Genomic DNA, 26,205 nt, shown 5'->3' with positions numbered 1-26,205 from the left:
GACTAAAACTCCTCGACTTTTTCGGCCACTGCATTGGCTTCAGGACTATCCATCAAGTGGTCGGATTCCACGTATAACTTGTGCCACATCATGAAGGTCAAGACGGTCCAGAGTTTACGTGAGTTATCGCGAACACCGGCACGATGGTCATCCAAGAGCTTCAAGAAGTAATCTTTGTTGAAGTATTGGTCCGTCTGCGAGTCGGTGATAATTTGCTTAGCCCAATCATACATTTCATCTTTGAGCCAGAAACGAATTGGCACTGGGAACCCAAGCTTCTTACGGTGTAGGACGTGGGCTGGCACAATGTCTTCAACGGCTTTACGTAAGATGTACTTGGTCGTGCCGTGACTGATACGCAAATCAGCAGGAATTTCCGCAGCCAGGTTGTAGACTTCACGGTCCACAAATGGGGTCCGGAGTTCCAAACTGTGCGCCATCGTGGTCCGGTCCGCATTGTGTAACAAGTCACCGTTCAACCAAGTGTGCATATCGATGAATTGCATCCGACTGATTGGATCATAGTCGACCGATTCATCATAGAATGGTTGGGTGATGGATTGGAACGGATGGTTCTGATTGTAATTCTTGAAGAACTTTTGTTTTTCTTGTTCGCCAAAAATAAAGGCATTCCCAACGTAACGGTTTTCAAGTGGTGTGGTCCCACGCATTAAGAACGAACGACCGCGCATCCCTTCAGGCATCATCAATGCGATCTGCTTGAGGGCCCCGTTGATCGGTTTCGTATAACGGAATGGCTTCAATGATTCAGGTTCGTGATAGATCGTGTAACCACCGAAGAGTTCGTCCGCGCCTTCACCGGTCAAGCAAACTTTGACGTGTTTGACCGCTTCTTTGGCTAAGAAGTACTGCGGCACAGCGGCCGGGTCAGCCAACGGATCATCCATGCTCCAAACAAAGTGGGGGAAGGCCTTCATAAAGGCTTCTGGTGTGATCGTCATGCTGTAGTTCTTCACGTCTAGTTTTTCAGCCGTTTCTTGGGCGACGTCTAATTCGCTATAACCTTCACGTTCGAAACCGACAGAAATCGTTTCGAGATGCGGGTTAAAGTTCTTCGCAATCGCCACGATGATTGACGAGTCGATCCCACCAGAGAGGAAGGAGCCGACGGGCACATCGGAGCGCATGTGAATCTTGACTGAGTCGATCAAGGCGTCCTTGATTTTTTGAGCATAATCTTCTTCAGAACGTTGGACTGGGTGGAATTCCCGGTGGTAGTAACGTTCGATTCGAGGTGCTGAACCGAGTTGCTTCGTTAACGAGCAGCCAGGAGCCAACATTTTAATTTCTTTGGTTAAAGTTTCAGGTTCTGGAACGAACTGGAACGTCATGTAATCTTGCAAGGCATTCTCGTCAAACGTCTTGTCCTTCAAGATTTTGTAGATGGCTTTACTTTCAGAAGCATAGTAGAAGTCATCGCCACTGATGGCGTAGTAGAACGGTTTGATACCGAACTGGTCGCGGGCAGCAAATAACGTTTTTTCTTGCTTATCCCAGATAACGAATGCAAACATTCCCCGTAAGTACTTGGTAGCGTCGGCATGATATTTGGCGTACATCGCAAGAATAACTTCGGAGTCAGAACTCGTCTTGAATTCGTAGCCTTCTTGTTTGAGTTGTTCACGTAATTCAACGTAGTTATAAATTTCACCGTTAAATGTCATCCAGTAACGTTCATTATCATAAGATAAAGGTTGGTGACCACCGGCTAAGTCAATGATACTCAGGCGCCGAAACCCCATGGTAATGTTGTCGTCAGCAAAATAACCGTCATCATCGGGTCCCCGATGGACAATCATTTTAGTCATTTCGTGGATGGTTTGATCGTATGCAGCGTTATCCGCTTTGGTCCGATCTGTTAAGCAACCAGCAAAACCGCACATGTCTGTTCATCTCTCATTCTTTAAAATTTAGACAGTTCTCTTCAACTTGTGTACAGATGATTCGTTGTTAATTTACCCGTTTTAATGGCGAAAGTAAAGCAATCTGGCCAATTGTAACGGATTCTTACCAATGCTAAGGTCGGCAAAACTTGACAATCGCAAAGTACACTTTCACCATTATACTTGCTTTAATTCATAAGTTAAAGCGATGACGATGCAGTGAACGCTTTCATTCACTAAAATCTTAGTGTTTATCCAGATTAAGACCCGGTTAACCTAAAAATGCCACCACACCCCCAAAGGCTGTGATGGCATTAATTATGTTGATTAACCCCAACCGACGAAGCGTAGGGCGGCCATAGCGACGATGCCGGTAATGACGACTGCCAGCAAGCTTTTTGTCAGCACGCCCGCCAGCACGGCCGGAATCGATGCGTAAATATTAGGTAAGTTGAAGCCTGGCCAGTGTCCAGCGTGATAAACGAGTAGGCTTTCCACAAAAATGGCGGTCATAATGGCGACCGGAACAAAGGATAGAAAGTTGATCAACCAGTGGGGCACCGTCAGATTTTTAATGATGGCAAACGGGACGATCCGTGAGAGCCAGGTGACGAGGCCACAAAGTAAAATCGTGATTAAAATGTAGCTACTCATCTTGACTCACCACCATTCCAAAGCCGCAACCGAGGAGGGTCGCAAAAATCAGGGCCAGATTACCAGGCATCCAGCGCATCAAAAAATACATCGCAAGTGCCACGAATAACACGACCCACAGCTGCGTCGGCAGTGATTTGCTGCGGTCGGTAATGATTTGTAAGTAAAGTAAGCCAATGAACATGCCGACAACGGCGAAGTCCAGCCCAAATTGGTCGGGGTCGCTGATCAGGTTGCCCAGCAAACACCCGACCACGGTGGCGGCAGCCCAGACCAAATAAGCGACTAGATTGGCGGCGTGCAACCAGTGCGGATTAAGCTGTTGATCCGTCTGGTTGAGTTTGTTCATACTGAGCGCAAACGTCTCGTCAGTCAGTAGTGACCCGAGGCCGACGTTTTGCAATAAGGAATCTTTTTTGAAATACTGGGCGACCGACATACTCATCAGAATCATTCGCGAGTTGATTAAAAAAGTCGACAGGACAATGGCTGAGATAGGGCTGCCAGCGAGGAGCATGCTGACAATAATAAATTGCGCTGAACCGGCGTAGACAATTAGCGACATCAACAAAACCGCCCACACGGATAGGTGGCTGGTATTGGCGACGATTCCCATCGCAAGGCCGACGCAGATATAACCAAAGACGGTGGGGATGACGTCCTTGACGCCGGAACGAAAAGATAAACTAGAATCCATACACGTTGACCTCCAATTTTAATGATTAATTTGCTATTGATTTGCGCGCGGTCGGCTGCAATCCTATGTATCACCATGTGGCTAGTGGCATTCGACGCTGATTTTCGGGAAAGCAGCTAGTCGATCATTCAATTAGACTGTCCGAGTAACGTTAATTAGATTAGCGTGCGCGTCGGTTGTTAAACAGCCTGATAAGTTGGGCACTATGATGTAGCATGTTTAGCGAATAGCCAGTGGGGTCTGGTAATTACCCAGTTGCTGGTGGTCACGAGTCCTCACCAGGCCACGTCATCAGATGCAGGGACGGTTAAATTTCAGTGTACTATAGTTGGTGAAAATAATGAAGAAAATTATCACTAAAATTTAATTAATTGCCCATAAAACTTTTGCTTGCATTTATATAGTGGCGGGCGTAACATAATCACATTGATTTTTTGAAAGGACAAATGGTGGGAGAAATGACTCTGGAACAATTAGCAGCCCATAGTGGGGTCGCTGCTGATAAAATCATCGCCTACACCAAGGCCGGGTTATTACCTTGCAAAGATGTCAACGCGCATTTTAGTGCCGATGATGAATATTGGCTAGATATGGTCAATTGCTTCTTAGAAAATGGCTCATCCGTTGAGGATTTGAAAGATTTAATGCCACTTTGTGAACAGTGTGCAGCACAATAATGAACTCATGACAATCACGTCGAGGCTTGCTTGAATCGGTGTGATTGTTTTTTTATGGAAATTGAAATAGCTAGAAACGGCGGACGCATCAGCAATTGACGGGTCCGCCGTTGTTTTAGCTGCAGGTCTCATCCGCAGCAATGTTACTGGTTGATAAAATGCGGTTCAAATCGAATACAAATAAATTAATAATAGCTAGCAGGATCCAGTGACTAACGGTATACTTATTTGAGCATAATCATCAATCAAAAGGATAGTGAAGCAGGGATGAAAACGGGGAAGCACAAAGTCGCATTATTAATGCTGTTATGTTTGATGGTGGTCGGGTTGGCTGGCTGCCGTAATAAGGATTATTCACGGTCCATTGAGAATGGGCTAAACGCGGTCGCTGAGAATAAGTACCAAAAAGCGCTGACGTATTTTGATAACGCTTTAACGCAGAAGCCCAAAGACGCTCAGGCGCAGGCCTACCGCGATCAAACCCAGGCCTATTTGACGACCAAAGCTAAGTTGAAGTCGGGGGAGCTCAAAGCAGCGTTAACGACGGTTGATAAGGGGGTCAACATCGCCAACGGGGCTACTAGTTTGAAGACCAAGTTGAAACGGTTAAAAACGACCGTCACCAGTGATTATCAGGAATATCAACAATTATCGGATGATATTCAGGCTCAGTTAAAGGTCAAAAACGGCAAGTATTCAGCGGACGTGCTCAAACGCTGTGCAGCCATCAACTGGCATAAAAAGCCCTATTTGAAAGCGCTGAAGCCTAAGGTCAAGCAGTTGTTAGCTGCCGCCAAGAAGGCCAAGACAAACTTGAAAGTTAGTGCGGCTGAAGCGAAGCGAGCGGCGGCATTGCGCCAGAAGATTGCCGCTGCCAAAAATAAGTGGGACATGGATTCGTTAGCCGACGTGCCAGACTGGTTCATTTTGGCGCTCTTTGCAGACGATAGTGATATCGATGATGCGGTCGACTGGTTGGATGACGAGTACGACGACAGTGATGCCGATTCGGATCCTGAGACGCAAACGAACGATTCCGATGACGACACGGATGATTCTGATGAAGATACTGCGGACACTGACGATGACGATACTGATTCAAATGAGGATTACGACAGTGACTCGGATACTTACAGTGATACCGATGATGATGCGTCAGACAGCGATGAAGATTCAAATGATGATTACGGAGACGACACTAGTGATTCCGAGTACGAGGATGATAGTGATGAAGAATCTGAAACTGACGATGATTACGCTAATGATGGCGCTGCGTCAGACGATGACGATTACGATTCCGACACTGAGTCTGATGATGACACTGATTATGAAGACGATGACGATGGTGATGACGACGAAGATTACGACGACGTCCAGGGCCTCATTAATCCAGTACCAGCTGAACCAGCAATAACGGACCAATCGTTTGCGTAAATCGTTTAATTATAGTAGTGAGTTTGAGACCAAACAATCATAGCCAATCTAAAAACGAGCACCTACGCTGGCCTGAAGTGACCAACGTTGGCGCTCGTTTTGTTAGTAGAATTGTAATCGTTCACTGAATCAGTGTTTATTTGGTACTGATTAGCGATTATCAGCTACCCTTTGTACGGAGTCGAAACAGACAAATTGTCAGAATGCCCATCAAGATGATGACCATGTTTCCTAATAGGCCGGCCGGGTATTGGACTTGTCTGAGAATAAAATAGGCTAGGAGACCCAAGCCTATTAGCCAACCAAAGCGGCGTAGCTGTCTAAAGATAAAACGATCAGCGTATTTTTTACCTGCGATATAAAGTGTGACATAGAATATGGTGGTCATCAGAAGCCAAAGCCACACTGGCGTTGAGTTGGGCACATAATCATTCCTTTGAGGCGATTAGTCTTAGCAGGCACGCGCATTGTATAAATGCCAGCTAGATTAAGCACCATGTCATTTTGATAGTGTGGTGCAGTAACTGCTTAGGTCCAGCAACTTGATGTGTCATTATCTTATCATTTGCGGATTCCAACAAAAACGGGTTTTCGGTAAACATTGTGTATTGTTTTGGAAAATAAGTATGAAGGTTTTGTAAATGCTCGTCATGGCACGCATGGTGTTAGTTGATTTGTCATGAATCATGATTAAATCATGCTATTTTCAAAGTTCAAGGGCTGCCAGCTGAGACCCGCTGGAAACAGTGCGAGTTCCCGTAAACTTTCTGTTGTAGCCGCGTCCTATGTCGGCTTCCAGGCATTTCTGACAACGCTGGAACGCGATGGACACAGATTTAAGCCGAAAGCCCACGTCTTAAATACTGGTCTTCCACTAACCAAGCCAAAAACGCTTGCCAAGTGGAATTTCATCGCTGAGCATTGTCAGAAACGCCTTCCAGCCTGGATGGTATTCGAAAGGCGGACATGTGCGGACCCAACCTTTGAGGAGCTGGTCGTTGACGCTTAAGTAAACAGCCATTTGACATCTAACTGTAAAGCCGGGCCCCACTAGTCGCCATGTTGGTAGACTCGTGTTCGCGAAACAGCAGCGTTGCCGAGACGTTATATGGATCTTGTCTAATCACCTAAAATAGCAAAGACTACATGCTAAACGAAAGCCAATTCTATCGACTGATTTCAAGATTAGTTGCTATTGAAGTTAATAAATAATCCTCCTAGCATTTAAATACCATAAACCATTATCGATACTGATTAAGCCTTTACCGGAAGGATCAGTCTCTCAAAATTCAATGCCCAATTGTACCCAGATAGGTGGCCGTTCATCCGCCATTCGAGCGGTTTCCCGACTGGCCGGCCCGCCGGACAATGCTCAGTAGTCAAATTATTCTTAGTCGGAAGTGGTCTTCTTCCGGCTTAGAATAAGACTCGTATTTGAAATTGCGCAGCGGCTTTCTGCGTGAGTTCAAATCGACGTCGGCTACGTTCCAGCATTGTCAGCCGGCCCCGGAAGTCGGATTAGGACGATCGCCAACAGACGAACAGTAAACCAAACAATTTGCATGATTTAATCATTTTTAATGCTAAACCTAGCACAATGCGTGTCATGGCTAACCGACGCGCTAATTCTTTGGCGACTACTCCCGCTGAATTATGGTCTGATTATCGAACAAATTGTTGGTTGACGAAGCTTCTATTGAACTGTTTTTTGCCAGTGATATTGTCGAAACGTGTTCGGGCCAGACTGGGACTTCCGGTTAGCTACGCCAGAACGCCAAGCGGAAATTCACCGCTTAACGCTCTAGCTAGGCTAATCCTCAGTCCCAACCCGTCTGGACCTCACACTCCCAAATCATTCGAGAGACAACAAAAGCCCCGGACCTGCCGGGGCTTTTGTGTCGATATGCAACTGTTAATGAACCTTATTTGCTAGCCTTGACCGTTTTAACCATGCTTTGGATCGCATTGGCTTGGTACTGGGCAGCAGCGGCCTTTTGAACTTTGGCCAATTGGGCCTTAGTCATTGACGGGTTCTTAGCCATTGCGGCTTTGACTTGGTTAGCGACGTAGACTTTCGCACGTGCTTTTAGGGTCGCTTGTTGTTGCTTCATCAACTTGCTGAATTGTTTGGCTTGAGTGGTACTTAAGACGACCCAGCTCTTGTTGATGTAGAAGTAATTGGTGCGCTTGATCAACTGTTTATCATTGTTGGCTAAGCCGAACCAGAACTTCATCGCGTTACTTTGATACGTCCACCGCGTGGTCTTAGTGACCAGTTTTGGTGTTGCGGTCGTCGTTTTGACTTGGTTAGCAGTCTTGACGCTCGCAGTCGTGTGACTCACTTTTTTCTGGTTCGTGGTGTTCTTGTAAATGTAGACCCGGTGCTTATCGGCAGTCCCGACGCTTTGGTAGAGCAGTAAGTCTAATTGCTTACTACTACCAGCTGATTTCAAGGACTTAGTGGTCGTCGTGGTCGTTTTGACCATCCCGTAGTGCTGACCGTCATTCAATGAAATGAAGAAGATCGAGCCTACGAGCAAAATTCCGAAAACGACCGATAAACTAATTCGCAAACTGGTTCGGTGAACGTAGATAAATGATAGGAAGAGCGCAACTGCGCTGGCAACGAGTAAGACGAGAATCATTAGTCGTTCACCTCCTTAGTGTTGTTCATGACTGGTTTAACGGAGTGTTGCTTGTTCTTCATGAAGAAGGCAACAATCAAACCAACGACTGAGAAGCCCACGGCAACCCAGAATGCGGCGTGGTAACCATTCAACGTAGCGTTGTAATAGCTATCTTGGTAGCCGAGTGGGTTACTCTTGATCAAGCTGTGCGCTGGTTTGGTGGCATCCGTCACGTTAGACAACACAGAAGTCAAAATGGCGGTCCCAATTGAACTAGCAATTTGACGGGTCGTGTTGTTAACGGCAGTCCCGTGTCCCATCAATTCAACAGGCAGGGCGTTCATCCCGGCAGTGGTTGATGGCATCATGACCATGGCGATCCCGAACATCCGAACGGCGTACAAGACCACGATATAAACGGTGGCCGTATTCCGTGTAATGAAGGCGAATGGCAACGTCCCGATGGTTAATAGGAACATCCCTAAGATGGCCAAACGTTTGGCACCAAAACGGTCAAAGGCCCGGCCAGTAATTGGGCTCATAATCCCCATCATTAGGGCACCAGCCAAGAGTGACAGTCCGGATTCAAATGCTGAGAAGCCGTGAATGATTTGCAAGTAGAGCGGAATAACCATTTCGGCTCCGACCATCGCCATGTTGGCAACGGAACTTAAAACAGCGGCAATCGTAAATTCAGCGTGTTTGAAGACGCGTAATTGTAAGAATGGATTTTCCATTGTTAATTGACGCCAGATGAACCCAATAATAAAGATGACCCCGATGATCAAGGTTGAGAGGACAACTGTGGAAGTCCAACCATTGTCACCAACGGATGAAAAACCATAGAGTAGGCTCCCGAAACCAATCGTCGATAAAACAAGTGAAGCAAAGTCTAATTTTGGTTTGGACGTTTCAAGCACGTTCGCCATGAAGAACAGGCCGGCAATCAAGACGATTGCCACGATTGGGACGATCAAACCGAATAAATCACGCCATGATAAGTTATCAATGACCCACCCAGACAAGGTTGGGCCGATCGCTGGGGCTAAGCCGACAACGATTCCGGCAGTCCCCATGGCAGCACCACGCTTGCTAGCGGGGAAGATCGATAACATGATAGTTTGAAGTAACGGCATCGTGACCCCAACACCGACGGCTTGAATGAGACGTCCGGCAAGTAAAGTCCCGAAGTTAGGTGCGGTCCAGCAAATGATGGTTCCAATTTCGAAAATCCCCATTGCTGACAGGTAGAGCCACTTGGTAGAAATACGTGAACTCAACCAAGCACTAACGGGAATCATAATCCCGTTGACTAACATAAACCCGGTTGTTAACCATTGAACGGTCGACGTTGTAATATCAAAATCTTTCATCAACGTTGGGAAGGCAGTGGTTAAAATCGTTTGATTAAGGACGGTACAAAAGGTACCGACTAACAAAACTGCAATGAGCAAGCCACGATTATACGGCTTCCCATGCGTATCAACAGGAGTTGACAAGTAAATCTCTTCTCTCTAAAAAAGTACGTTGTCTAATATAATCGGATTTATTGCTTTTGTCAACAAACTTGACATTAATATTAAAAACCATATACTGAGTATTGAAAATGTTAGAAAAGAGGTTGACCCGTGGATAATCAAGAAGATGGCGTATTTTTCAAAAAATTCAAAGACCAACTGCGCAAGCACCAGTTTACGATTGGTATCACTGATTTAGCGAAAATGACGGGGGTCTCCCAGACCCAATTACGCTACTGGGAACAGAAAAATTATATTCATAGTTTGCAGACAGGTGAGAAGAACACGACCCACCGCTATTCGTATGGCACGTTAATGCGCGTGCATTTTGTAAAGATGATGTTAGATGAAGGATTCACACTGGCGGCTGCGGTCGAACGGGCCAATGGCTATAGTAATCAGATGGAGATGATGCGCATCTTCATGATGACGGCCTTTCAAGGGATTGAGGAACGCGATGGGCATCACATGGTCAAGCTCGGTTACTTTGATGAGGACCAGACCCAACAATTGTACTGCTATATTTTAGATGGTAAGCCACATTATCGACTGTATCCGGCAAAATCGGAAGGTTAGCGACCTTCAGCTTGTGTAACCGGTTAATTAATGTTAAATTTAAGTTGGCAAGTATCGGTAAGTCATTTGGGCATTTAAGTTTCCCGTTCGTCAACCGATCTTATGGCTGGGTTGACCGTTGTCATGTTGGTCGTGTTTTGAAGTTTAACTTTGCAAAAGGATTTACAACGGAGCGCGAATAAGCGCTGAGAGATGCCTAGCTCGGCTAGGTAGTAATCGTGCATAAAACAACGTGTAATTGAAACTAGTAGTAGTCTTCAATCGCCCGGTGATGATACTTGCCAGAGGTCCCAAGTGCTGCGGGAAAGCTTGGGGCTTTTTTGATACTTAGCCTCGACGAGGGGCCGCAGCGGTGGCAATCTTGCCAGTGAGTTGCTGTGACAGTGTTGGGCGGTCAAAAAATGGACATCAAAAAAGAGGATTGGGGTCAACTCAATCCTCTAGTGTGAGATAAAACTGCGGGTGCCCTATGAATTTGCGATTTGAGCAAATTGGGTGGCGAGCCATTCGTCCCATGGTTGGGCCGGGTTGCCGCTAGTGTAGTATTTCTGGTCGAGACGGTCGATCAGGTTAAGGTAAGCGGTAAACGAAAAGCTGACCGTATCACTCAAACGCTGTGCTTTGGTCATATAGCGACCATAAGTAAGGTGTTCATTGATATCCGTCATGTACGCAGCAACGTCAAAATTTGACATCACTTCAAGGTTGTTAGCGTCAAACAGCGGGACGTAGAATTTAGCAAAATCTTCGACAGCTTTATGTTGTAAAGCGTCATCCAATTGCGTAATTGATAATTGAGCATCATCATTCACGATGCGGTTCCTCCTTAGTTGAACAAGCACGTTTCTAAATTAGTAACCAAATGGGTTATTTTGCGCTACAATTAATTATGTCACGATTAGGCCATTATTTCAAAGCTTTGTCGTTGATTAGGGCTAGAACTGGTGTCTTAATTGTAGTAAGATGGTAGAATTATCTTAAAAGAGATTTGTCATACGATAGATTAATCAAAGCAGTAACTATTTAGTTGAGGTGAAGAATATTCATGACCCCCATGAAGGAAGATTACTTAAAAATTATTTTCGAGCTTGGTGGTACGAAGAAAAAGGTGTCTAACAAGCAGATTGCGTTAAGTTTGGACATCGCGGCTGGTTCCGTAACGGAAATGGTCGGCAAATTAGTGCAGGAAGGCCTCGCCAAACATACCCCGTATGCGGGAATTTCACTGACGAAAAAGGGTATCCGGTATGCGGAGACCTTGGTGCGCAAACATCGAATTTGGGAAGATTTCTTAGTCGATAAGCTCGATTATGACTTACCTGATGTGCATACCGAAGCCGAAGTACTGGAACATGTTACCAGTGAGCGCCTAGTCGATTCTTTGGAAGCCTTTTTAGGGCACCCAACGCACTGCCCACACGGTGGCGCCATTCCCGATAAGGACGGCCACTATCAAGAAGATAGTCATACGAGTTTGGCGGATACGGCGGATGGTGAATCCGTAACCATTGAACGCTTTATCGATAACCATGATTTGTTAGTTTACTTACATGATACGCCACTGAAAATTGGTCAGGACGTGACGGTTTTGAAGCATGATCCGTTTGAAGGCCCTGTGACCGTTTCCATTAAGGCCACCGGTGAAGAGATTCCGGTTAGCTTTAAAGCGGCCCACAACGTGTTTGTTAAATAAGACTTGTGGTCATATTCCGAACAAAATTACTAATTATTAGTTAGTTATTCTGTTTCATTTATCATCACATAAACATTTCGTGGAAAAACTAGTGTTTAACTACCTTTTTTAGAAACAATATGCTACAATTACTCATGTAGCTTGGTTAGGTAATTGTGGTCAGATCGTTTCAATAAACTATCCCCATTTGTACCGAATCATGATTTACATTAATTTATACGTGCAAAATGCACTAGGAGGATTTTTTATTATGGAACACGGAACAGTTAAATGGTTCAACGCCGATAAGGGTTTTGGTTTTATTACTCGCGAAAACGGTAGCGATGTATTCGTACATTTCTCAGCTATCCAAGAAGACGGCTTCAAGAGCCTTGAAGAAGGCCAAGCCGTAACTTTCGACGTTGAAGAAAGCGATCGTGGCCCACAAGCAGTTAACGTTACTAAAGACTAATTAACGCTTAAATGGCTTAAGCCGGTGATGAGATTAAATGCTCATCGCCGGTTTTTTGCGCTCATTTGAGCGTTGCCAGTCATCGCCAGGGCGGTGCGATCAGCGACCAGGATGGCAAACAGATTCGTTGCGAAATAAGCCTTTACTAACGGCGCGACTTTGGCTACAGTTAAGTTACTAAATCTGAAATGTGGTGTGTGGGGGTGTTCAAATGACAACGGATGAAATGATTATTGCGACTTGCCTCAAAGCCGGTAAAATCATGGTCGAAAATGGTTCGGAAATCTCGCGGGTCGATGATACGATGATGCGAATCGCACAAAATGCGGGTGTCGTCGCGGCGAATACGTACGTGACGATTACCGGCGTCATGATGTCGATTCAAGGCCGCAATGCGACGCAGATTGCAGCCGTCAATCAGCGGACGATCGACCTGGAGAAAGTGGCACAAGTTAATCAATTATCGCGGGAATTTGCGGCTACGACGATTGATTTGCCAACGCTGTATCGCCGATTGAATCAGTTAGATGCCGCCTCCCGTTCGTTTCCATTATGGCTGCAGCTCGTTGGGGCCGCGCTAGTCAGTGGGCCACTGATGATCATGTTTCGACAAGAAACCATCAATACGTGGCCGACCGTTTTGATTGGAACGGTCGGTTACTTGGTCTTTTACTTATTAAATCGGTATCTGAAAATCAAATTTTTGAGCGAATTGACGGCCGCACTGCTGATTGGATTAGGCGCAGAATGGGTCTGCCAGCTTGGGTGGGGGACCAACGTCAATGATATTATCATCGGTTCGCTGATGCCATTAGTGCCCGGGGTACCGTTGACCAACGCGGTCCGTGATACCTTGGCCGGCAACTTTGTCAGTGGCCCGGCCCGTGGGGTGGAAGCCATGTTGAGTGCGGCGGCCCTGGGCTTCGGCATTGCCGTGGTCATTACGTTATTTTGATTGCGTGTAGGAGGTCGTAAGTGATGGGAACAATTGGACAATTAGTGCTGGCATACATTGCAGTACTGGGCTTTGGCCTAATTATTAATATTCCACATCAAGCCTTAAATGTTGCTGGTTGGATTGGTACCCTGACATGGGGGAGTTATCTGATCGTGCAGGCATTTGATGGTGGCGTTGTGCTTGGAAGCTTGATTGGTTCCGTTGGCATCGGTGTCTTGAGTAGTTTAGCGGCTCGCTATAAAAAGATGCCAGCCATTATTTTCAACATTCCGAGTCTGGTCTCGTTCGTGCCCGGAAGTCAAGCCTATCAGATGGTCCGTAACTTTGCGTTGGGCAATTACCGTGAAGCCGTTGCCTTTACGCTACAAGTCATCATGATTACGGGTGCCATCGCACTAGGCTTCTTATTAGCGGAATTATTGAACCGGTTAATTGCATTTTGCATTCGCCAGTGGCGCTTACAGCATTTGGAATCATAAGGCTGTCAGTGTATTTGCGGCCGTTATCCGATTCTGCATTCAAGATGATAAAAACGTGCTGGTTGGTGGGTTTACTGCTCGTCAGCCGATGCGCGTCCCATTCCGACTTCCGGGGCCGGCTGACAATTGCTGGAACGTAAGCCGACATCGATTTGAACTCACGCAGAAACCCACTGCGCAATTTCAAATACGAGTCTTATTCTAAGCCGGAAGCAGCCCACTTCCGACTAAGAATAATTTGGCTACTGAGCATTGTCAGCCGGCCCCTCCAGTCGGGAAGCCATTCGAATGGCGGATGAACGACCATCGAATTAGGTACAATTGGCCATCGAATATTAGGAGACTGGTCCTTCATGTAAACTTAAAAACAGCATTGATGATGATTTTATTGATTTATTGAACTTAAAGACTTGTCTGACTTAAATACTTGTACGAAATTCTTAAGATTGATTTCAAAGGCACTATCCTCGAAATTGATCGATAGAATTTCCCTCTCGATTGGTATCCCAGGCCTTGTTATTTTAGGTGAGTAGAGAAAGTTCTGAAATATGCAGTAATACTGCTGACTCCCATGATTAGAACGTGAATATGATAGCTTTTACCAGAAACTAATCTTACAGTTCATTACAAAAATGATTGTTTACTAGGACACAACGACCAGTTCAATTAAAGTTAGGTCCGCACATGTCTGCCTTTCGAATACCAGCCCGGCTGGAAGGTGTTTCTGACAATGCTCAGCGATGAAATTCCACTTAGCAAGCGTTTTGTGCTTGGTTAGTGGAAGACCAGTATTTAAGACGTGGGCTTTCGGCTTAAATCTGTGTCCATCGCGTTCCAGCGTTGTCAGAAACACCTGGAAGCCGGCATAGGAAGACGCCACCACTGCAAGGTTACGCTTACTCGCACTGTTTCCAGCGGGTCTCAGCTGGCCGCTTTTGAACTTAGAAACCAGCACGTTTTTATCATAATTAAAGCCGAATTAACTAACATAATGGGTATCAGCGGTTTGTGGCTTTAAACATCACCACTTCAGACAATAGAAAAGCGCTACCCACATCTCTAAAGAGATGTGAGTAGCGCCTTTTTTAATCAATAATCAGTGTTGATGTGATTAGTTTTGGTTGGCGAACTTTTCACCAGTTTTAGCGGCTTTCAAGTTAAGTGATTTCCGCAGGACGTTGGTGACCCGTTGCTTTTCAGATTGTGAGACAACTTCGAAGGATTGGCCGTCGATCATCTTACCAGTTCCTTGAGCGTGGTCGGAAACGATGTTCTTGGTGGCGCTCCGGTAGTTGGTAACGATGCTGGTCAGGTTACTGAAGGTCAAGTCAGTCCGAGTTTGTTTAGCTAATGAATCGAGGAAGTCTTGTTTCAACAAGTTGGAAGCACTGGTACTTTCACCGAGAATAGCGGTGATCAATTGCCGTTGCCGTTGTTGACGACCGTAGTCACCAAGCGGATCGTCATACCGCATCCGTGAGTAGGCTAAAGCTTTGGCCCCGTTCATGTGTTCCTTTTGACCCTTCGTGAAGGTGTAGCCTTCGTAAGTGAATGTCCGAATTGGGGTGATGTCCACGCCACCGATTTCATTGATGACTTTCTTCATCCCACCCATGTTGATCAGGGCATAGTAGTCAATCGGCACGTTCAACCATTTTTGAATCGTCTTGATAGTGGTCCCAGCACTACCGTATGCGTAAGCAGCGTTCAACTTAGTAGGGAAGTCCTGTTCAAATCCTGAAACAGCAACTTCGGAGTCACGCGGCAAACTCATTAAGGTCGTCGTCTTGGTCTTCGGATTGATGGTTGCTAGGATGATCGTATCGGTCCGACCTTTATAGTTCCGGCCAAGCGCCCCGGTATCCGTACCGAGTAACAGAATCGAAACGGGTTTTTTACCATTCAAAACGGCACTGGTATTACGAGATTTCTTGATCCCACTGCTTTTGAATACGGTGTTAGCCGCATTCTTAGCATTAAAGTAGGTCCGCGCAGCAAACGCGCCGGTTCCGACTAATAGGACGGCAATAATAATTAAAATCGTATTACGAACAGGGTGCTTTTTCTTCGGTCCCTTGCCGTTTCCCTGTGAATTGTTTCCCTGCGATTTGTCACGATGCATTTCTGAGCGACTTGGCATGTCTTCCATGAACTCTTCCTCCAATGGTAATAGTTATTCATAGTTTAGCATTTTTTTCACCGGTCGGATACCGAATCCACATAAGAATTAGGATGCAATCCGATGAATTATCAAATTAATCATAACCTTTTTGTTAACAAAACGTGATGAAATTGCGACTTCTTTCTTTTTTTTTAAGGTTCAGCCGTGGATATTAAGGATTCGTTCAGTCGATTAATAGACTATGGTATAATTTTGGTAATTTATATATTAAATGGGGGTTCTTGTTTTGATGATCGATAAGTCGCGTAGTCGGCCGGTCAAGTTTGTCATTGGGGTAATTCTATTTGCCTATCTGAGCTATTTTATTAGTGACGGCGCGATTGGAATTGATTTATTAGATGTGGCCCTGACGTCGCTTGTTCAAATCAGTAATAGTGGGATCTGGACTGTGTTTTACAAGCTCATTGCTTGGCTGGCGTCACCGGGAATGGATGTGCTGTGGATATTGATTCTGGCCTTCCTGATGTATGGGTTTAAGTACAAGATTCAAGCATTTTGGGCGCTGGCGTACATGGCGGGGGCGATGATTCTGGGGTTTATCGTTAAGCACCTCGTTGGTCGTGACCGGCCCATCAGCCATCTGGCACAAGATACCGGTTATAGTTTTCCGAGTGGCCACGTGCTGGGGACGTTTGTTCTCGTAAGCGTCATTATCATGCTCGTTGTGCCGGAATTACCAAGTTATCGGGCCGCGATGATTGTCAAATGGGGTAGCGTGGTGTGGCTGTTACTGGTCATTTTCTCGCGAATCTATCTCAACGCCCATTACCCGACTGATACGATCGGTGCGGTCTTGCTGGCATGGAGCTGGAGCCAGGTAATACAGTGGTTTTACGTCTTTTGGGCGCCGGGCTTACTCAAGTGGCCGTTATTTTATCGCTCCTATTTATAAGGTATGTTAACGAATTTAATTTTTTGATTTGTTAGTAGTCGCCAATCGAAATCGTTACGTTAATCAACTAAAAAACGTTTGTCCGTTTCAACTGTGAAATCGAGTTGAAATCTGGACAAACGTTTTTTTCAGCTTTGATTGTCGTTAAAATAAAGGTACAACTGACTGCCTGATTAGCGACGATTATCCGCCAACCACTCGAGGGCTAACGTCAACCAGTGGGCGACGTGCGGCTGGTCTGCATCTGGTTTCCAAGCAGTTTGAGCATTTGCGAGTGCCAAACCGTGGGGCCCATGTTTAAAGACGTGCAATTCGTATGGAATTTCGGCAGTGGCTAAGGCTGTCGTGTAGGCCAAGGCATTTGCGGCGGGCACGATTGGATCATCGGCCGTCACCCAAATGAAGGTCGGCTGGTTGTCAGCCGTGACGTGTTGTTCCGCTGCTAGCACGTCTGGAGTAGCCGTCCAAGTTGCAATCGTGGCGTCATCTTTAGGAAAACCGAGTTTCGGACTAATCACAGGATAGCCTAAAATAACGGACTTGGGTTTGAGCATTGCAGACTCAATATCGAGGGCCGTTGCCACCTTGGTCCGCCAATAATCGTTGTAGAGCGCGACGATGTGGCCGCCGACACTAAAGCCGGCCGGTGTGATCTGGTCAGGATCGATGTGCCATTCGTCCGCGTGTGCGCGCAGTAAGGCCATCGCGCGTCCTAAGTCGAGAACGGGAGCCAATTCCAACGGTTGTTGATCACCGAGGAGGGTGTATTCTAAGTAAAAGGCCTGATAGCCGTGACCCGCAAACGCCATCGCGAGACTTTCGGCCTGGGCTGTTGGAATATGCGTGTAAGACCCACCCGGAACAATAATGATTGCTGGTAAGGTCGTTTGGTGCGCGTTAGCATCCGGTTGATGCAAATAACCGGTCAATTGCGCGCTCGATGCGGTTAATTTTTGTGTTATAACTTGCATGCAATCACCTCAATTTGATATGGTTAACATAACTATTATAACGCAAGTCAGGTGGAACAGATATGGGCATGGTTACGGTTACGGCACGAGGCGAAGCACTCACGCTACGACCATTTACGTTAGCGGACACCGCGGATTACTATGAATTGGTTCGTGACCCGCGGATTGCGGCGTCGGCGGGTTTTGCACCGGCGCACAGTCTAACGGAGGCCGAATTTTTGTTAAAGCAACAAGCAAAGCTCCCGCAGATCTTTGCGATTGAACTAGAGGCGACCCAGCACGTCATTGGGAGTGTTGGGTTATATGAACGGATGACCAATACTGGTGAGCCAGCCGCTAAGGAAATGGATTTAGGGTACATGCTAAACGCGCAGTATTGGCAGCGGGGCATCATGACCGCCGCGGTAGCACGCATCTTGAAATACGGATTTGAAACGTTACAGTTGCGGCGCATTACCGCCAGTTGTTTAGCCAATAATCCGGCATCCAAACAAATTCTGTTGCATGCTAATTTTCGCCAGTATGATTCGGTTCGACATCCGGAGTACGCCCCGTTTGGCCCTGGACAGACTGAATTATTTTATGACTGTGTCGCATTAAACGTTTAGGAGATGGGTAGATGCAACTCGCAAAATCATTTGAACAGGCGGCTTGTGTGCTCGTACTACTAGCGACACAGCAGCCGGAGATTCCGTTAACAGCGGACGTGCTTCACGAACGAATCGGCGGTTCTGCGTCGTATATTCGCAAAATCATTCGCAAATTGGTCGTTGCTGGACTAGTTACCTCAACTAGTGGTAACAACGGGGGTGTCCACCTGGCACGACCAGCTGAAGAGATTTCAATTACTGACGTGGTCGCGGCCATCGAGGGGACGCTGCAGACCTTTCCGAACTACGGCTATTTTGACCAAGTTTTCAAGGACGTGGAACCAGTCGCCCATGAAGGGACTAAGGTCGTTAATCAAATCTTTTCGCAAGCTGACCAGTTATGGCTGAACTTTTTGGCCCAACAAAAATTGGCCACGCTCATCAAGGAATTGTTAGCCGTCCAGCAGATACCGGTCCTAGATTGGACCAACTATTCTGATGACAAAATGGCGCAATTAAACGGATTGTTAGCGCGGATGCGAACGAACAAGTGAGCCATCCTACAAACTTAAAAAATTTTGAGAGCGGTTTCCATCGGTAAATCAATGTTGACGCGCTTTTAGTATTTGGATTTGATTTTCGATCAGATATACTTTATTTCACAAGGCGGAAATTGCTGTTATTAAGGCATTAATTATGGTATTCTAACAATGAATTTCACAAGATAGAGGAGATCAACATGGCTGATAAAAAGTACTATGGGGCCGACGCAATCGTCGATAGCCTTGTAAACCACGATGTTAAGTATGTATTTGGGATTCCCGGTGCCAAGATCGACCGGGTGTTTGAACGCTTAGAACATCCCGTTAACCCTAAGAGTCCGCGGTTGATCGTGACGCGCCACGAACAAAACGCTGCTTTTATTGCGGCTGGAATTGGCCGGATCACGGGTAAACCCGGGGTCGTTATGACCACTTCTGGTCCTGGTGCTAGTAATTTAGCAACCGGCTTAGTGACTGCCACCGCTGAAGGGGACCCGGTCCTCGCGATTTCTGGGCAAGTTCAACGGGCCGACTTGTTACGTTTGACTCACCAGAGTATGAATAACGCGGCGCTGTTCAAGCCAATCACTAAGTACAGTGCTGAAGTCCAAGAACCTGAAAACATTTCTGAAGTGTTAGCAAATGCCTATCAGGAAGCCACGGCGGCTAAGCAGGGTGCTAGCTTCGTCAGTGTTCCACAAGACGTGACGGACTCAATCGTTCGGACGCCGGTCATCACACCGATTCAAGCACCAAAATTAGGACCTGCTAGTCCAGTTGAAGCCACGTTACTGGCACAAAAGATCAAAGCAGCCAAGTTACCCGTCTTATTAGTTGGGATGCGTGCTTCCTCACCAGAAGTCACTAAGGCGATTCGCAACCTCGTGACGGCCGCAAACTTACCAGTTGTCGAGACGTTTCAAGCAGCCGGTGTGATTTCACGTGATTTGGAAGCCAACCATTTCTTTGGTCGGGTCGGTTTATTCCGGAACCAACCAGGGGACATGTTATTGAAGAAGTCTGACTTGGTCATTGCGGTGGGTTATGACCCAATCGAATACGAACCACGTAACTGGAATGCAGAAGGTAAGGCCCGCATCGTGGTGATTGACGCCATGCGCGCGGAACTTGATCATAATTTCCAACCAGAGACGGAATTGATTGGAGACATCGCGCAGACTCTGGACTTCTTGTTACCATACATGAAGGGTTATAACATCAGTGATGATGCCCAATCGTATTTGAGTGAATTACAAGAACGCCTGCAAACGCGGGACTTTGTGCCTAATATTGATAAGCAGTCTAAGCTAAATCATCCGCTATCAGTCATCGCAGCTTTGCAACAACGGGTCAGTGATGAAATGACGGTCACCGTTGATGTCGGGAGTCACTACATCTGGATGGCACGGCATTTCCGGAGCTATGAACCACGCCACTTACTGTTCAGTAACGGGATGCAGACTTTGGGTGTCGCACTACCATGGGCGATTGCCGCAGCGCTAGTTCGGCCAAACACCCAGATTGTTTCCGTTTCGGGTGATGGCGGCTTCTTGTTCTCCGCTCAGGAACTTGAGACGGCTGTGCGCTTGAAGCAAAACATCGTGCACTTGATTTGGAACGATGGGACCTACGATATGGTGAAGTTCCAAGAAGAGATGAAGTACGGTGAAGATGCGGCCGTGCACTTTGGCCCAGTCGACTTTGTCAAGTATGCTGAAAGCTTTGGTGCCACCGGTTTACGGGTCAACCAACCTGCTGACCTAGAAAAGGTGCTCGATCAAGCTTTTGCCACGGATGGTCCAGTCGTTGTGGACATTCCAATCGACTACTCTGACAACAAGGCTTTAGGTAAGACGATGTTGCCAGATCAATTTTATTAAAATTAACGATTAAGACCGGTTGTCAAATGAGGACTGGTCGGATATAATGGTTGAGTATATCGAAAGAAGAGGACGCGGTTAACAATAGTAACTGACTAGAAGTGGGTCATCACTAGTGAAGGTCAGTGAACGGGGCAACCGCCGAAATAGATGAATCTATGACCGATTTATCCGTTGGGCCTTGGTTGAATAAATCAAGGACTGTCGCAGCTAGAATAGTTGCGGGGCGCTATCGACGATGAAATCAGCAATTATGTCAATCAATCTGATTAAAGTCTTTTTGCGCACGTTTTCGCGTTGCAAGAAGGCTTTTTATTTTGGTTGTGCTAAACCTGAATCGGTGTGAACACTTTTAGATATAAATCGATTTTTGGAGGTTCTGCAATGGCAGAAGAACAACATCAGGATGTGCACCGGTCCTTAAAGACCCGGCACTTATCCATGATTGCACTAGGTGGTAGTATCGGGACTGGCCTGTTTGTGGCATCCGGTTCTGCAATTTCAACGGCCGGGCCAGGCGGGGCGCTACTGGCGTACGTCGGCATCGGTATCATGGTCTACTTTTTAATGACGAGTCTGGGTGAGATGGCAACGTACTTGCCAGTCTCCGGGTCGTTCTCAACGTATGCAACCAAGTTTGTCGACCCAGCGCTGGGATTTGCGATGGGCTGGAATTATTGGTTCAACTGGGCGATTACGCTGGCAGTCGATATCAGTACGGCAGCAATCGTCATGCAATTCTGGTTGCCGACCGTGCCCGGCTGGGTCTTCAGTCTGATTGCCTTAGTCTTGATTTTTACGATCAACGCTTTGTCGGTGCGGTCGTTTGGCGAGACGGAATACTGGCTTTCACTGATCAAAGTTGTGACGGTCCTGGTCTTCTTGGTCATCGGGGTGTTGACGATCGTCGGCATCATGGGTGGTCACGCGACGGGCCTCAGCAACTTCTCGTATAAAAAGGCGCCATTTGTGGGCGGAATTCCAACGATTCTCAGCGTGTTCGTTGTCGCTGGTTTTTCATTCCAGGGGACGGAATTGATTGGGATTACCGCGGGCGAATCCGCAACGCCGGAGAAGAGTATTCCGAAGGCCATCAAACAAGTTTTTTGGCGGATCTTATTATTCTACATTTTGGCCATCTTTGTGATTGCGGCCATTATTCCTTATACGTCTAAGGACTTGCTGGGTTCATCAGCGAGTGATATTGCGATCAGTCCGTTTACCTTAGTCTTCAAACGAGCCGGGTTGGCAGCGGCTGCCAGTGTCATGAACGCGGTGATTTTGACCTCCGTCCTGTCTGCAGCCAATTCAGGGATGTATGCGTCGACGCGGATGCTATACTCCTTGTCATTACAAGGCTACGCGCCAAAGACGTTCGGTCGGGTCAACCGGCGTGGAATTCCAATCATGGCATTATTAGGAACCACGGTCATTGGCCTCTTGACGTTCCTATCGAGCCTGTTTGGTCAACGAATCTACATCTTCTTGGTGTCTGCAAGTGGATTGACCGGCTTCATCGCCTGGTTAGGAATTGCCATCTCACATTTGCGGTTCCGGCGGGCGTTTGTCAAGCAGGGCCATCAGCTCAGTGAGTTGCGTTACCATGCCAAGTGGTTCCCATTTGGGCCATGGTTCGCCTTTATCCTCTGCTTGGTCGTCATTATTGGACAAGACTTGCATTCCTTTGCGACACTGGACTGGCAAGCCATCGGGGTCACTTACATGAGTATCCCATTATTTATTGTGTTATACGTCTATTACAAGATTCGTTATCATACCAAAATGATTCCGCTGGATAAGGTTGACTTAACCCGCCATCATCATGGTAAAGATTAACTCGTGTTTAGAATGTGCTTAACTCGCAGTTGGAGTTAGGTGCATTTTTTGTCAAACGGGGAGTCGGCTGGCAATCAAATTAGATATGATTATGCGAGGATTGATGAACGATCTAAATGAAAAAATCATTAAAAATTATCAAATATCGACTGGAAAACAAGTTTTAAATCCGTCCTCTATGCTAAGCTAGGACAGAGAAAGGCAGCGAGAGAAATGTGGAAGCGTAATTTAGTAAGAGGTTTAGCATTAGTAACGTTAGTCGGCGTCCTGAGTGGTTGTGGCGCTAACAGCCAGTCGAGTGCGTCAAAATCATCAAGCAGTTCGGCGAAAACGACCAAGACGCAGACCAAACGACAACGATTGATCAGTGAATTGCCGAAGGGCGTCAAGTCGACGGATGCTGATTTGGTTGTCGTCAACAAGTGGAACAAGCGCTCAGAAATGAGTTTCAGTAAGTCGAGTGTCAACGGGATCGATGTCCGGACATCCATCGTCAAGCCGCTGGAAGCTTTCATGGCTGGCGCTAAGAAGGCCGGGTACCCGGCAACCATCGTTTCTGGTTACCGGTCCGTTGCCTATCAAAAAGAGGTTTGGAGTCAATCGATTCAAACCTATGAGAACGAGGGCAAGTCGGCCAAAGAAGCCTTGAAGCTGACGAAAGAATACGTGGCGGTACCACGTGGTAGTGAGCATGAGACCGGCTTAGCCGCTGATATCATGAACACGCATTGGTATAACACGCATGGCAATCAGTTGCTCTCTTCATCAGACAAGAACAAAGGGCAACAATGGTTAATCAAGCACGCCCCAGACTACGGTTTCGTACTACGCTTTACGAAGAGCGGGACCAAGTCAACGGGGATTGATTATGAATCATGGCATTTCCGCTACGTCGGCAAAAAGAGTGCCCAATTCATGACCAAGCACAACCTGACCTTGGAACAATACGTGAGCCTGTTAAAGGCACGTGAAAAGGCGGCTAAGTAATACTTAGCTTAGGAACATGACTGACGCGATATAAACGGGGTTACGCCCCTAAGTCGCGGATGTTCTTGATCAGCAAATTGAGTAGGTATCTCCAATCTGGGGGATGCCTTTTTTAGTGGGCATGAAGTTACGAATTACGCTAGTCATCATCTAGCATGAAATTAAAACGTGATAGCTGTTTGGCTTGTGCTTGTCGGTCGCTACAGCCAGGAAGCCAATCGCATGGTGGCGGAACGGCCGCTTTTGACCTTGAAAACCAGCACGCTTTAATCATGCACTCAAGACAAATTAAGCCAAACTAAGTTTTTTATGGAATTGACTCACCAGATATTGCATTTTAGGACTTGGGTGCGTACAATATGTAGTGTTGCTTTTAAAGATAATCAAAATTTTGACGTGACTAAAAGGAGAGACGCCCCATGCTTGTAATGTCAGGAACAATCGGTGCCGGCAAGACGAGTTTAACGCAATTAGTAGCCCAACATTTCGGCTCCAAAGCGTTTTACGAATCAGTTGATGATAATCCCATTTTGCCGTTATTTTATAAGGACCCTAAGAAGTATGCGTTCTTATTACAAATCTACTTTTTAAATAAACGGTTGGATAGTATCAAATCAGCGTTTGCCAACGACTTGGACGTCTTGGACCGCTCAATCTTCGAAGATTCATTATTGTTCCATTTAAACGGGGATTTGGGACGGGCGACCAACACCGAAGTTGACATTTACGACTCGCTATTGAATAACATGATGCAAGAATTGCCTGAAGCTGAGCATCAGAAGAGCCCAGACTTGTTGATTCACATCAATATTTCGTTCGATACGATGCTCAAGCGAATTCAAAAGCGGGGCCGCTCATATGAACAAATCGACCAAGATCCAGACCTATACCAATACTATCAAACGTTGAACGAACGGTATACGGACTGGTACGCTAACTATGACCACAGCCCTAAGATGCAAATAGATGGCGACCAATTAGATTTCGTTGCGGACCCGAGTGCTCGTCAGGAAGTCATTCGCTTGATTGATGAAAAGGTTAAGAGTCTCGGCTAGTTGCCTTTTGGACATCAATGATTTATAGTAGACAGTGAATAGTAAACACGGCGCGTTTTAAGTAGACGTTCAGAGAACCGGTGGGTGGTGTGAACCGGCAGTCGAAACTCCGGCGCGACAATGTGGGCAGGTAATACTGCACGGCACGGCCGTTATCCGTTTAAGGGTGGGATTAACAAATAATCCTGAACTTGGGTGGTACCGCGAATCGCAGTCTCTTCGTCCCAATATGGGAGGAGAGACTGTTTTTATTTACAACTAATTTCTACAAAGGAGACGTCGTTATGTTAGATGTTAAAATGATTCGGCAAAATGCCGATTTTGTCAAAGAACAACTTGGTCATCGGGGCGTTGCTGCTAGTGATATCGATGACTTGTTAGCTGCGGACGAACAACGCCGTGAATTGATTGCGAAGAGTGAACAACTCAAGTCTACTCGGAACAAGGTCTCAGGTGAGATTTCAGAAAAGAAGCGCAATAAAGAAGATGCCAGTGCTGAAATTGCTGAAATGCAAAAGGTTAGTGCGGATGTTAAAGACTTGGATGAACAACGCCGGACGATCGACGCGCAAGTCCAAGACATGGCAGCTCATTTACCAAACATGCCTCATCCAGACGTGCCGGTCAGCTTGAAGGAAGAAGACGCGGTTGAAATACGTCGGATCGGGACGCCACGGAAGTTCGACTTCACACCAAAAGCCCACTGGGACATCGGTGAAGATTTAGGTATCTTGGACTTCGAACGGGGCGCCAAAGTCTCAGGAAGTCGGTTCTTATACTACATTGGTGATGGGGCCAAACTTGAACGGGCCGTCTACAACTTCTTCTTGGACCAACATGAAGCAGAAGGCTATACCGAAGTCTTACCACCATACATGGTGACGGATGAATCAATGTACGGGACTGGTCAATTCCCTAAGTTTAAGGAAGACGCCTTCCGGATCACAACGCAAGATTTAACGTTGATCCCAACTGCTGAAGTCCCATTGGTAAACTACTACCGCGATGAAGTTATTCCGGCAGAAAAATTACCCGTTTATTTCACAGCGCTATCGCCAGCATTCCGGGAAGAAGCCGGTAGTGCCGGTCGCGATACCAAGGGCTTGATTCGTTTACACCAATTCAATAAGGTTGAAATGGTCAAGTTTACGAAGCCTGAAGATTCATGGGATGAACTTGAAAAGCTGACCAATAATGCTGAATCATTATTGAAGAAGCTTGGCTTACCATACCACGTGATTACGTTAACGACTGGTGATATGAGTTTCACCGCGGCCATGACGCATGATCTAGAAGTATGGTTCCCAGAACAAGACAAGTACCGTGAAATTTCAAGTTGTTCAAACTGTACTGATTTCCAAGCACGGCGCGCACACATCCAGTATCGCGACGATGATGGTAAACTCCAATTCGTCCACACGTTGAATGGGAGTGGCTTAGCAGTCGGTCGGACCGTCGCAGCTATTTTGGAAAACTACCAAAATGAAGACGGAACGGTTACGATTCCAGATGTCTTAGTTCCTTACATGCACGGTAAGACTAAAATCGAAAAGCAAGGTTAAATCGAATTGATGATTTAGTCAAACGCGGATTCGCAGTGATG

At 46.5% G+C, this 26,205-nt stretch carries 23 protein-coding genes and 1 riboswitch; of the genes, 15 read left to right on the top strand and 8 right to left on the bottom strand.

Going from position 1 to position 26,205, the window contains the following annotated elements:
- Positions 1-2: 2 nt before the first annotated feature.
- The 3 genes from asnB to MZO40_RS11670 form a co-directional block, all read right to left on the bottom strand.
- Positions 3-1,904, bottom strand: a complete 1,902-nt coding sequence (gene asnB / locus MZO40_RS11680; RefSeq protein WP_050338999.1) for an asparagine synthase (glutamine-hydrolyzing) — start codon at positions 1,902-1,904, stop codon at positions 3-5.
- Between the two features lie 327 nt (positions 1,905-2,231).
- A complete protein-coding gene (locus MZO40_RS11675; RefSeq protein ID WP_050338998.1) occupies positions 2,232-2,558 on the bottom strand; it encodes an AzlD domain-containing protein in 327 nt (108 codons plus the stop codon).
- Complete coding sequence (locus tag MZO40_RS11670) at positions 2,551-3,255, bottom strand: AzlC family ABC transporter permease (RefSeq protein WP_252133294.1); 705 nt, start codon at positions 3,253-3,255, stop codon at positions 2,551-2,553. The genes MZO40_RS11675 and MZO40_RS11670 overlap by 8 nt, the downstream gene beginning before the upstream one ends.
- Before the next feature lie 458 nt (positions 3,256-3,713).
- On the opposite strand from MZO40_RS11670, the gene MZO40_RS11665 reads away from it, so the two are divergent.
- Together MZO40_RS11665 and MZO40_RS11660 are read left to right on the top strand one after the other, a co-directional pair.
- Positions 3,714-3,932 (top strand): helix-turn-helix domain-containing protein, encoded by a 219-nt coding sequence (locus MZO40_RS11665; RefSeq protein WP_021337934.1) that lies wholly within the window; start codon positions 3,714-3,716, stop codon positions 3,930-3,932.
- 267 nt (positions 3,933-4,199) lie between these two features.
- Entirely contained in the window at positions 4,200-5,366 is a 1,167-nt protein-coding gene (locus MZO40_RS11660; RefSeq protein WP_105961726.1) for a hypothetical protein, read from the top strand.
- Positions 5,367-7,288: 1,922 nt separating this feature from the next.
- On the opposite strand, the gene MZO40_RS11655 is transcribed toward MZO40_RS11660, so the two are convergent.
- Positions 7,289-8,011 carry a DUF4811 domain-containing protein gene (locus MZO40_RS11655; protein ID WP_050338995.1) on the bottom strand — a complete coding sequence of 241 codons (723 nt, stop codon included), beginning with the start codon at positions 8,009-8,011 and terminating at the stop codon, positions 7,289-7,291.
- Entirely contained in the window at positions 8,011-9,492 is a 1,482-nt protein-coding gene (locus MZO40_RS11650) for an MDR family MFS transporter (RefSeq protein ID WP_050338994.1), read from the bottom strand. Before MZO40_RS11650 ends, MZO40_RS11655 begins: the two co-directional genes overlap by 1 nt.
- Positions 9,493-9,621: 129 nt before the next feature.
- Here MZO40_RS11650 and MZO40_RS11645 point away from each other — a divergent pair, with 129 nt between their 5' ends.
- Positions 9,622-10,086, top strand: a complete 465-nt coding sequence (locus tag MZO40_RS11645) for a MerR family transcriptional regulator (protein ID WP_021337930.1) — start codon at positions 9,622-9,624, stop codon at positions 10,084-10,086.
- Positions 10,087-10,553: 467 nt separating this feature from the next.
- Here the strand turns inward: MZO40_RS11645 and MZO40_RS11640 are convergent, their stop codons facing one another.
- Positions 10,554-10,898: a hypothetical protein gene (locus MZO40_RS11640; protein WP_003638035.1), complete on the bottom strand. Its 345-nt coding sequence runs from the start codon at positions 10,896-10,898 to the stop codon at positions 10,554-10,556.
- 233 nt (positions 10,899-11,131) lie between these two features.
- On the opposite strand from MZO40_RS11640, the gene MZO40_RS11635 reads away from it, so the two are divergent.
- The 4 genes from MZO40_RS11635 to MZO40_RS11620 all read left to right on the top strand — a co-directional run bounded on the left by MZO40_RS11635 (position 11,132) and on the right by MZO40_RS11620 (position 13,667).
- The gene (locus tag MZO40_RS11635; protein WP_050338992.1) at positions 11,132-11,779 is read left to right on the top strand and encodes a metal-dependent transcriptional regulator; all 648 of its coding nucleotides are present in this window, start codon (positions 11,132-11,134) and stop codon (positions 11,777-11,779) included.
- A 250-nt stretch (positions 11,780-12,029) separates the two neighbouring features.
- Positions 12,030-12,230 (top strand): cold-shock protein, encoded by a 201-nt coding sequence (locus MZO40_RS11630; RefSeq protein WP_003638037.1) that lies wholly within the window; start codon positions 12,030-12,032, stop codon positions 12,228-12,230.
- A gap of 211 nt (positions 12,231-12,441) precedes the next feature.
- Positions 12,442-13,185 (top strand): threonine/serine exporter family protein, encoded by a 744-nt coding sequence (locus MZO40_RS11625; protein WP_088769888.1) that lies wholly within the window; start codon positions 12,442-12,444, stop codon positions 13,183-13,185.
- A gap of 23 nt (positions 13,186-13,208) precedes the next feature.
- A complete protein-coding gene (locus MZO40_RS11620) occupies positions 13,209-13,667 on the top strand; it encodes a threonine/serine exporter family protein (RefSeq protein ID WP_003638039.1) in 459 nt (152 codons plus the stop codon).
- 1,111 nt (positions 13,668-14,778) lie between these two features.
- Here the strand turns inward: MZO40_RS11620 and MZO40_RS11615 are convergent.
- On the bottom strand, positions 14,779-15,816 hold the full coding sequence (locus tag MZO40_RS11615) for an LCP family protein (RefSeq protein WP_021337929.1): 1,038 nt from the start codon (positions 15,814-15,816) through the stop codon (positions 14,779-14,781).
- Positions 15,817-16,078: 262 nt separating this feature from the next.
- On the opposite strand from MZO40_RS11615, the gene MZO40_RS11610 reads away from it, so the two are divergent.
- A complete protein-coding gene (locus tag MZO40_RS11610) occupies positions 16,079-16,741 on the top strand; it encodes a phosphatase PAP2 family protein (RefSeq protein WP_252133304.1) in 663 nt (220 codons plus the stop codon).
- A gap of 173 nt (positions 16,742-16,914) precedes the next feature.
- Here MZO40_RS11610 and MZO40_RS11605 read toward each other — a convergent pair whose 3' ends face one another.
- The gene (locus MZO40_RS11605; protein WP_105961724.1) at positions 16,915-17,712 is read right to left on the bottom strand and encodes an alpha/beta hydrolase; all 798 of its coding nucleotides are present in this window, start codon (positions 17,710-17,712) and stop codon (positions 16,915-16,917) included.
- A 62-nt stretch (positions 17,713-17,774) separates the two neighbouring features.
- On the opposite strand from MZO40_RS11605, the gene MZO40_RS11600 reads away from it, so the two are divergent.
- The 7 genes from MZO40_RS11600 (at position 17,775) to serS (ending at position 26,164) form a co-directional block, all read left to right on the top strand.
- Positions 17,775-18,320: a GNAT family N-acetyltransferase gene (locus tag MZO40_RS11600; protein ID WP_050338988.1), complete on the top strand. Its 546-nt coding sequence runs from the start codon at positions 17,775-17,777 to the stop codon at positions 18,318-18,320.
- A gap of 11 nt (positions 18,321-18,331) precedes the next feature.
- On the top strand, positions 18,332-18,856 hold the full coding sequence (locus MZO40_RS11595; protein WP_050338987.1) for an Rrf2 family transcriptional regulator: 525 nt from the start codon (positions 18,332-18,334) through the stop codon (positions 18,854-18,856).
- Positions 18,857-19,041: 185 nt separating this feature from the next.
- Positions 19,042-20,724, top strand: a complete 1,683-nt coding sequence (gene alsS / locus MZO40_RS11590) for an acetolactate synthase AlsS (RefSeq protein ID WP_056952228.1) — start codon at positions 19,042-19,044, stop codon at positions 20,722-20,724.
- A 58-nt stretch (positions 20,725-20,782) separates the two neighbouring features.
- Positions 20,783-20,964, top strand: a riboswitch (Lysine riboswitch).
- Positions 20,965-21,108: 144 nt separating this feature from the next.
- A complete protein-coding gene (locus MZO40_RS11585; RefSeq protein WP_050338985.1) occupies positions 21,109-22,560 on the top strand; it encodes an amino acid permease in 1,452 nt (483 codons plus the stop codon).
- Between the two features lie 213 nt (positions 22,561-22,773).
- Positions 22,774-23,547, top strand: coding sequence for a D-alanyl-D-alanine carboxypeptidase family protein (locus tag MZO40_RS11580; RefSeq protein ID WP_105920554.1), 774 nt, complete (start codon positions 22,774-22,776; stop codon positions 23,545-23,547).
- Between the two features lie 419 nt (positions 23,548-23,966).
- On the top strand, positions 23,967-24,602 hold the full coding sequence (locus MZO40_RS11575; protein WP_050338983.1) for a deoxynucleoside kinase: 636 nt from the start codon (positions 23,967-23,969) through the stop codon (positions 24,600-24,602).
- 284 nt (positions 24,603-24,886) lie between these two features.
- On the top strand, positions 24,887-26,164 hold the full coding sequence (gene serS, locus MZO40_RS11570; protein ID WP_105961723.1) for a serine--tRNA ligase: 1,278 nt from the start codon (positions 24,887-24,889) through the stop codon (positions 26,162-26,164).
- Positions 26,165-26,205 lie beyond the last annotated feature (41 nt).

It is taken from the genome of Lactiplantibacillus sp. B652 (assembly GCF_023806745.1).
Classification (GTDB): Bacteria; Bacillota; Bacilli; order Lactobacillales; family Lactobacillaceae; genus Lactiplantibacillus; species Lactiplantibacillus pentosus.
This window is presented reverse-complemented; position numbering and strand designations above follow the sequence as displayed.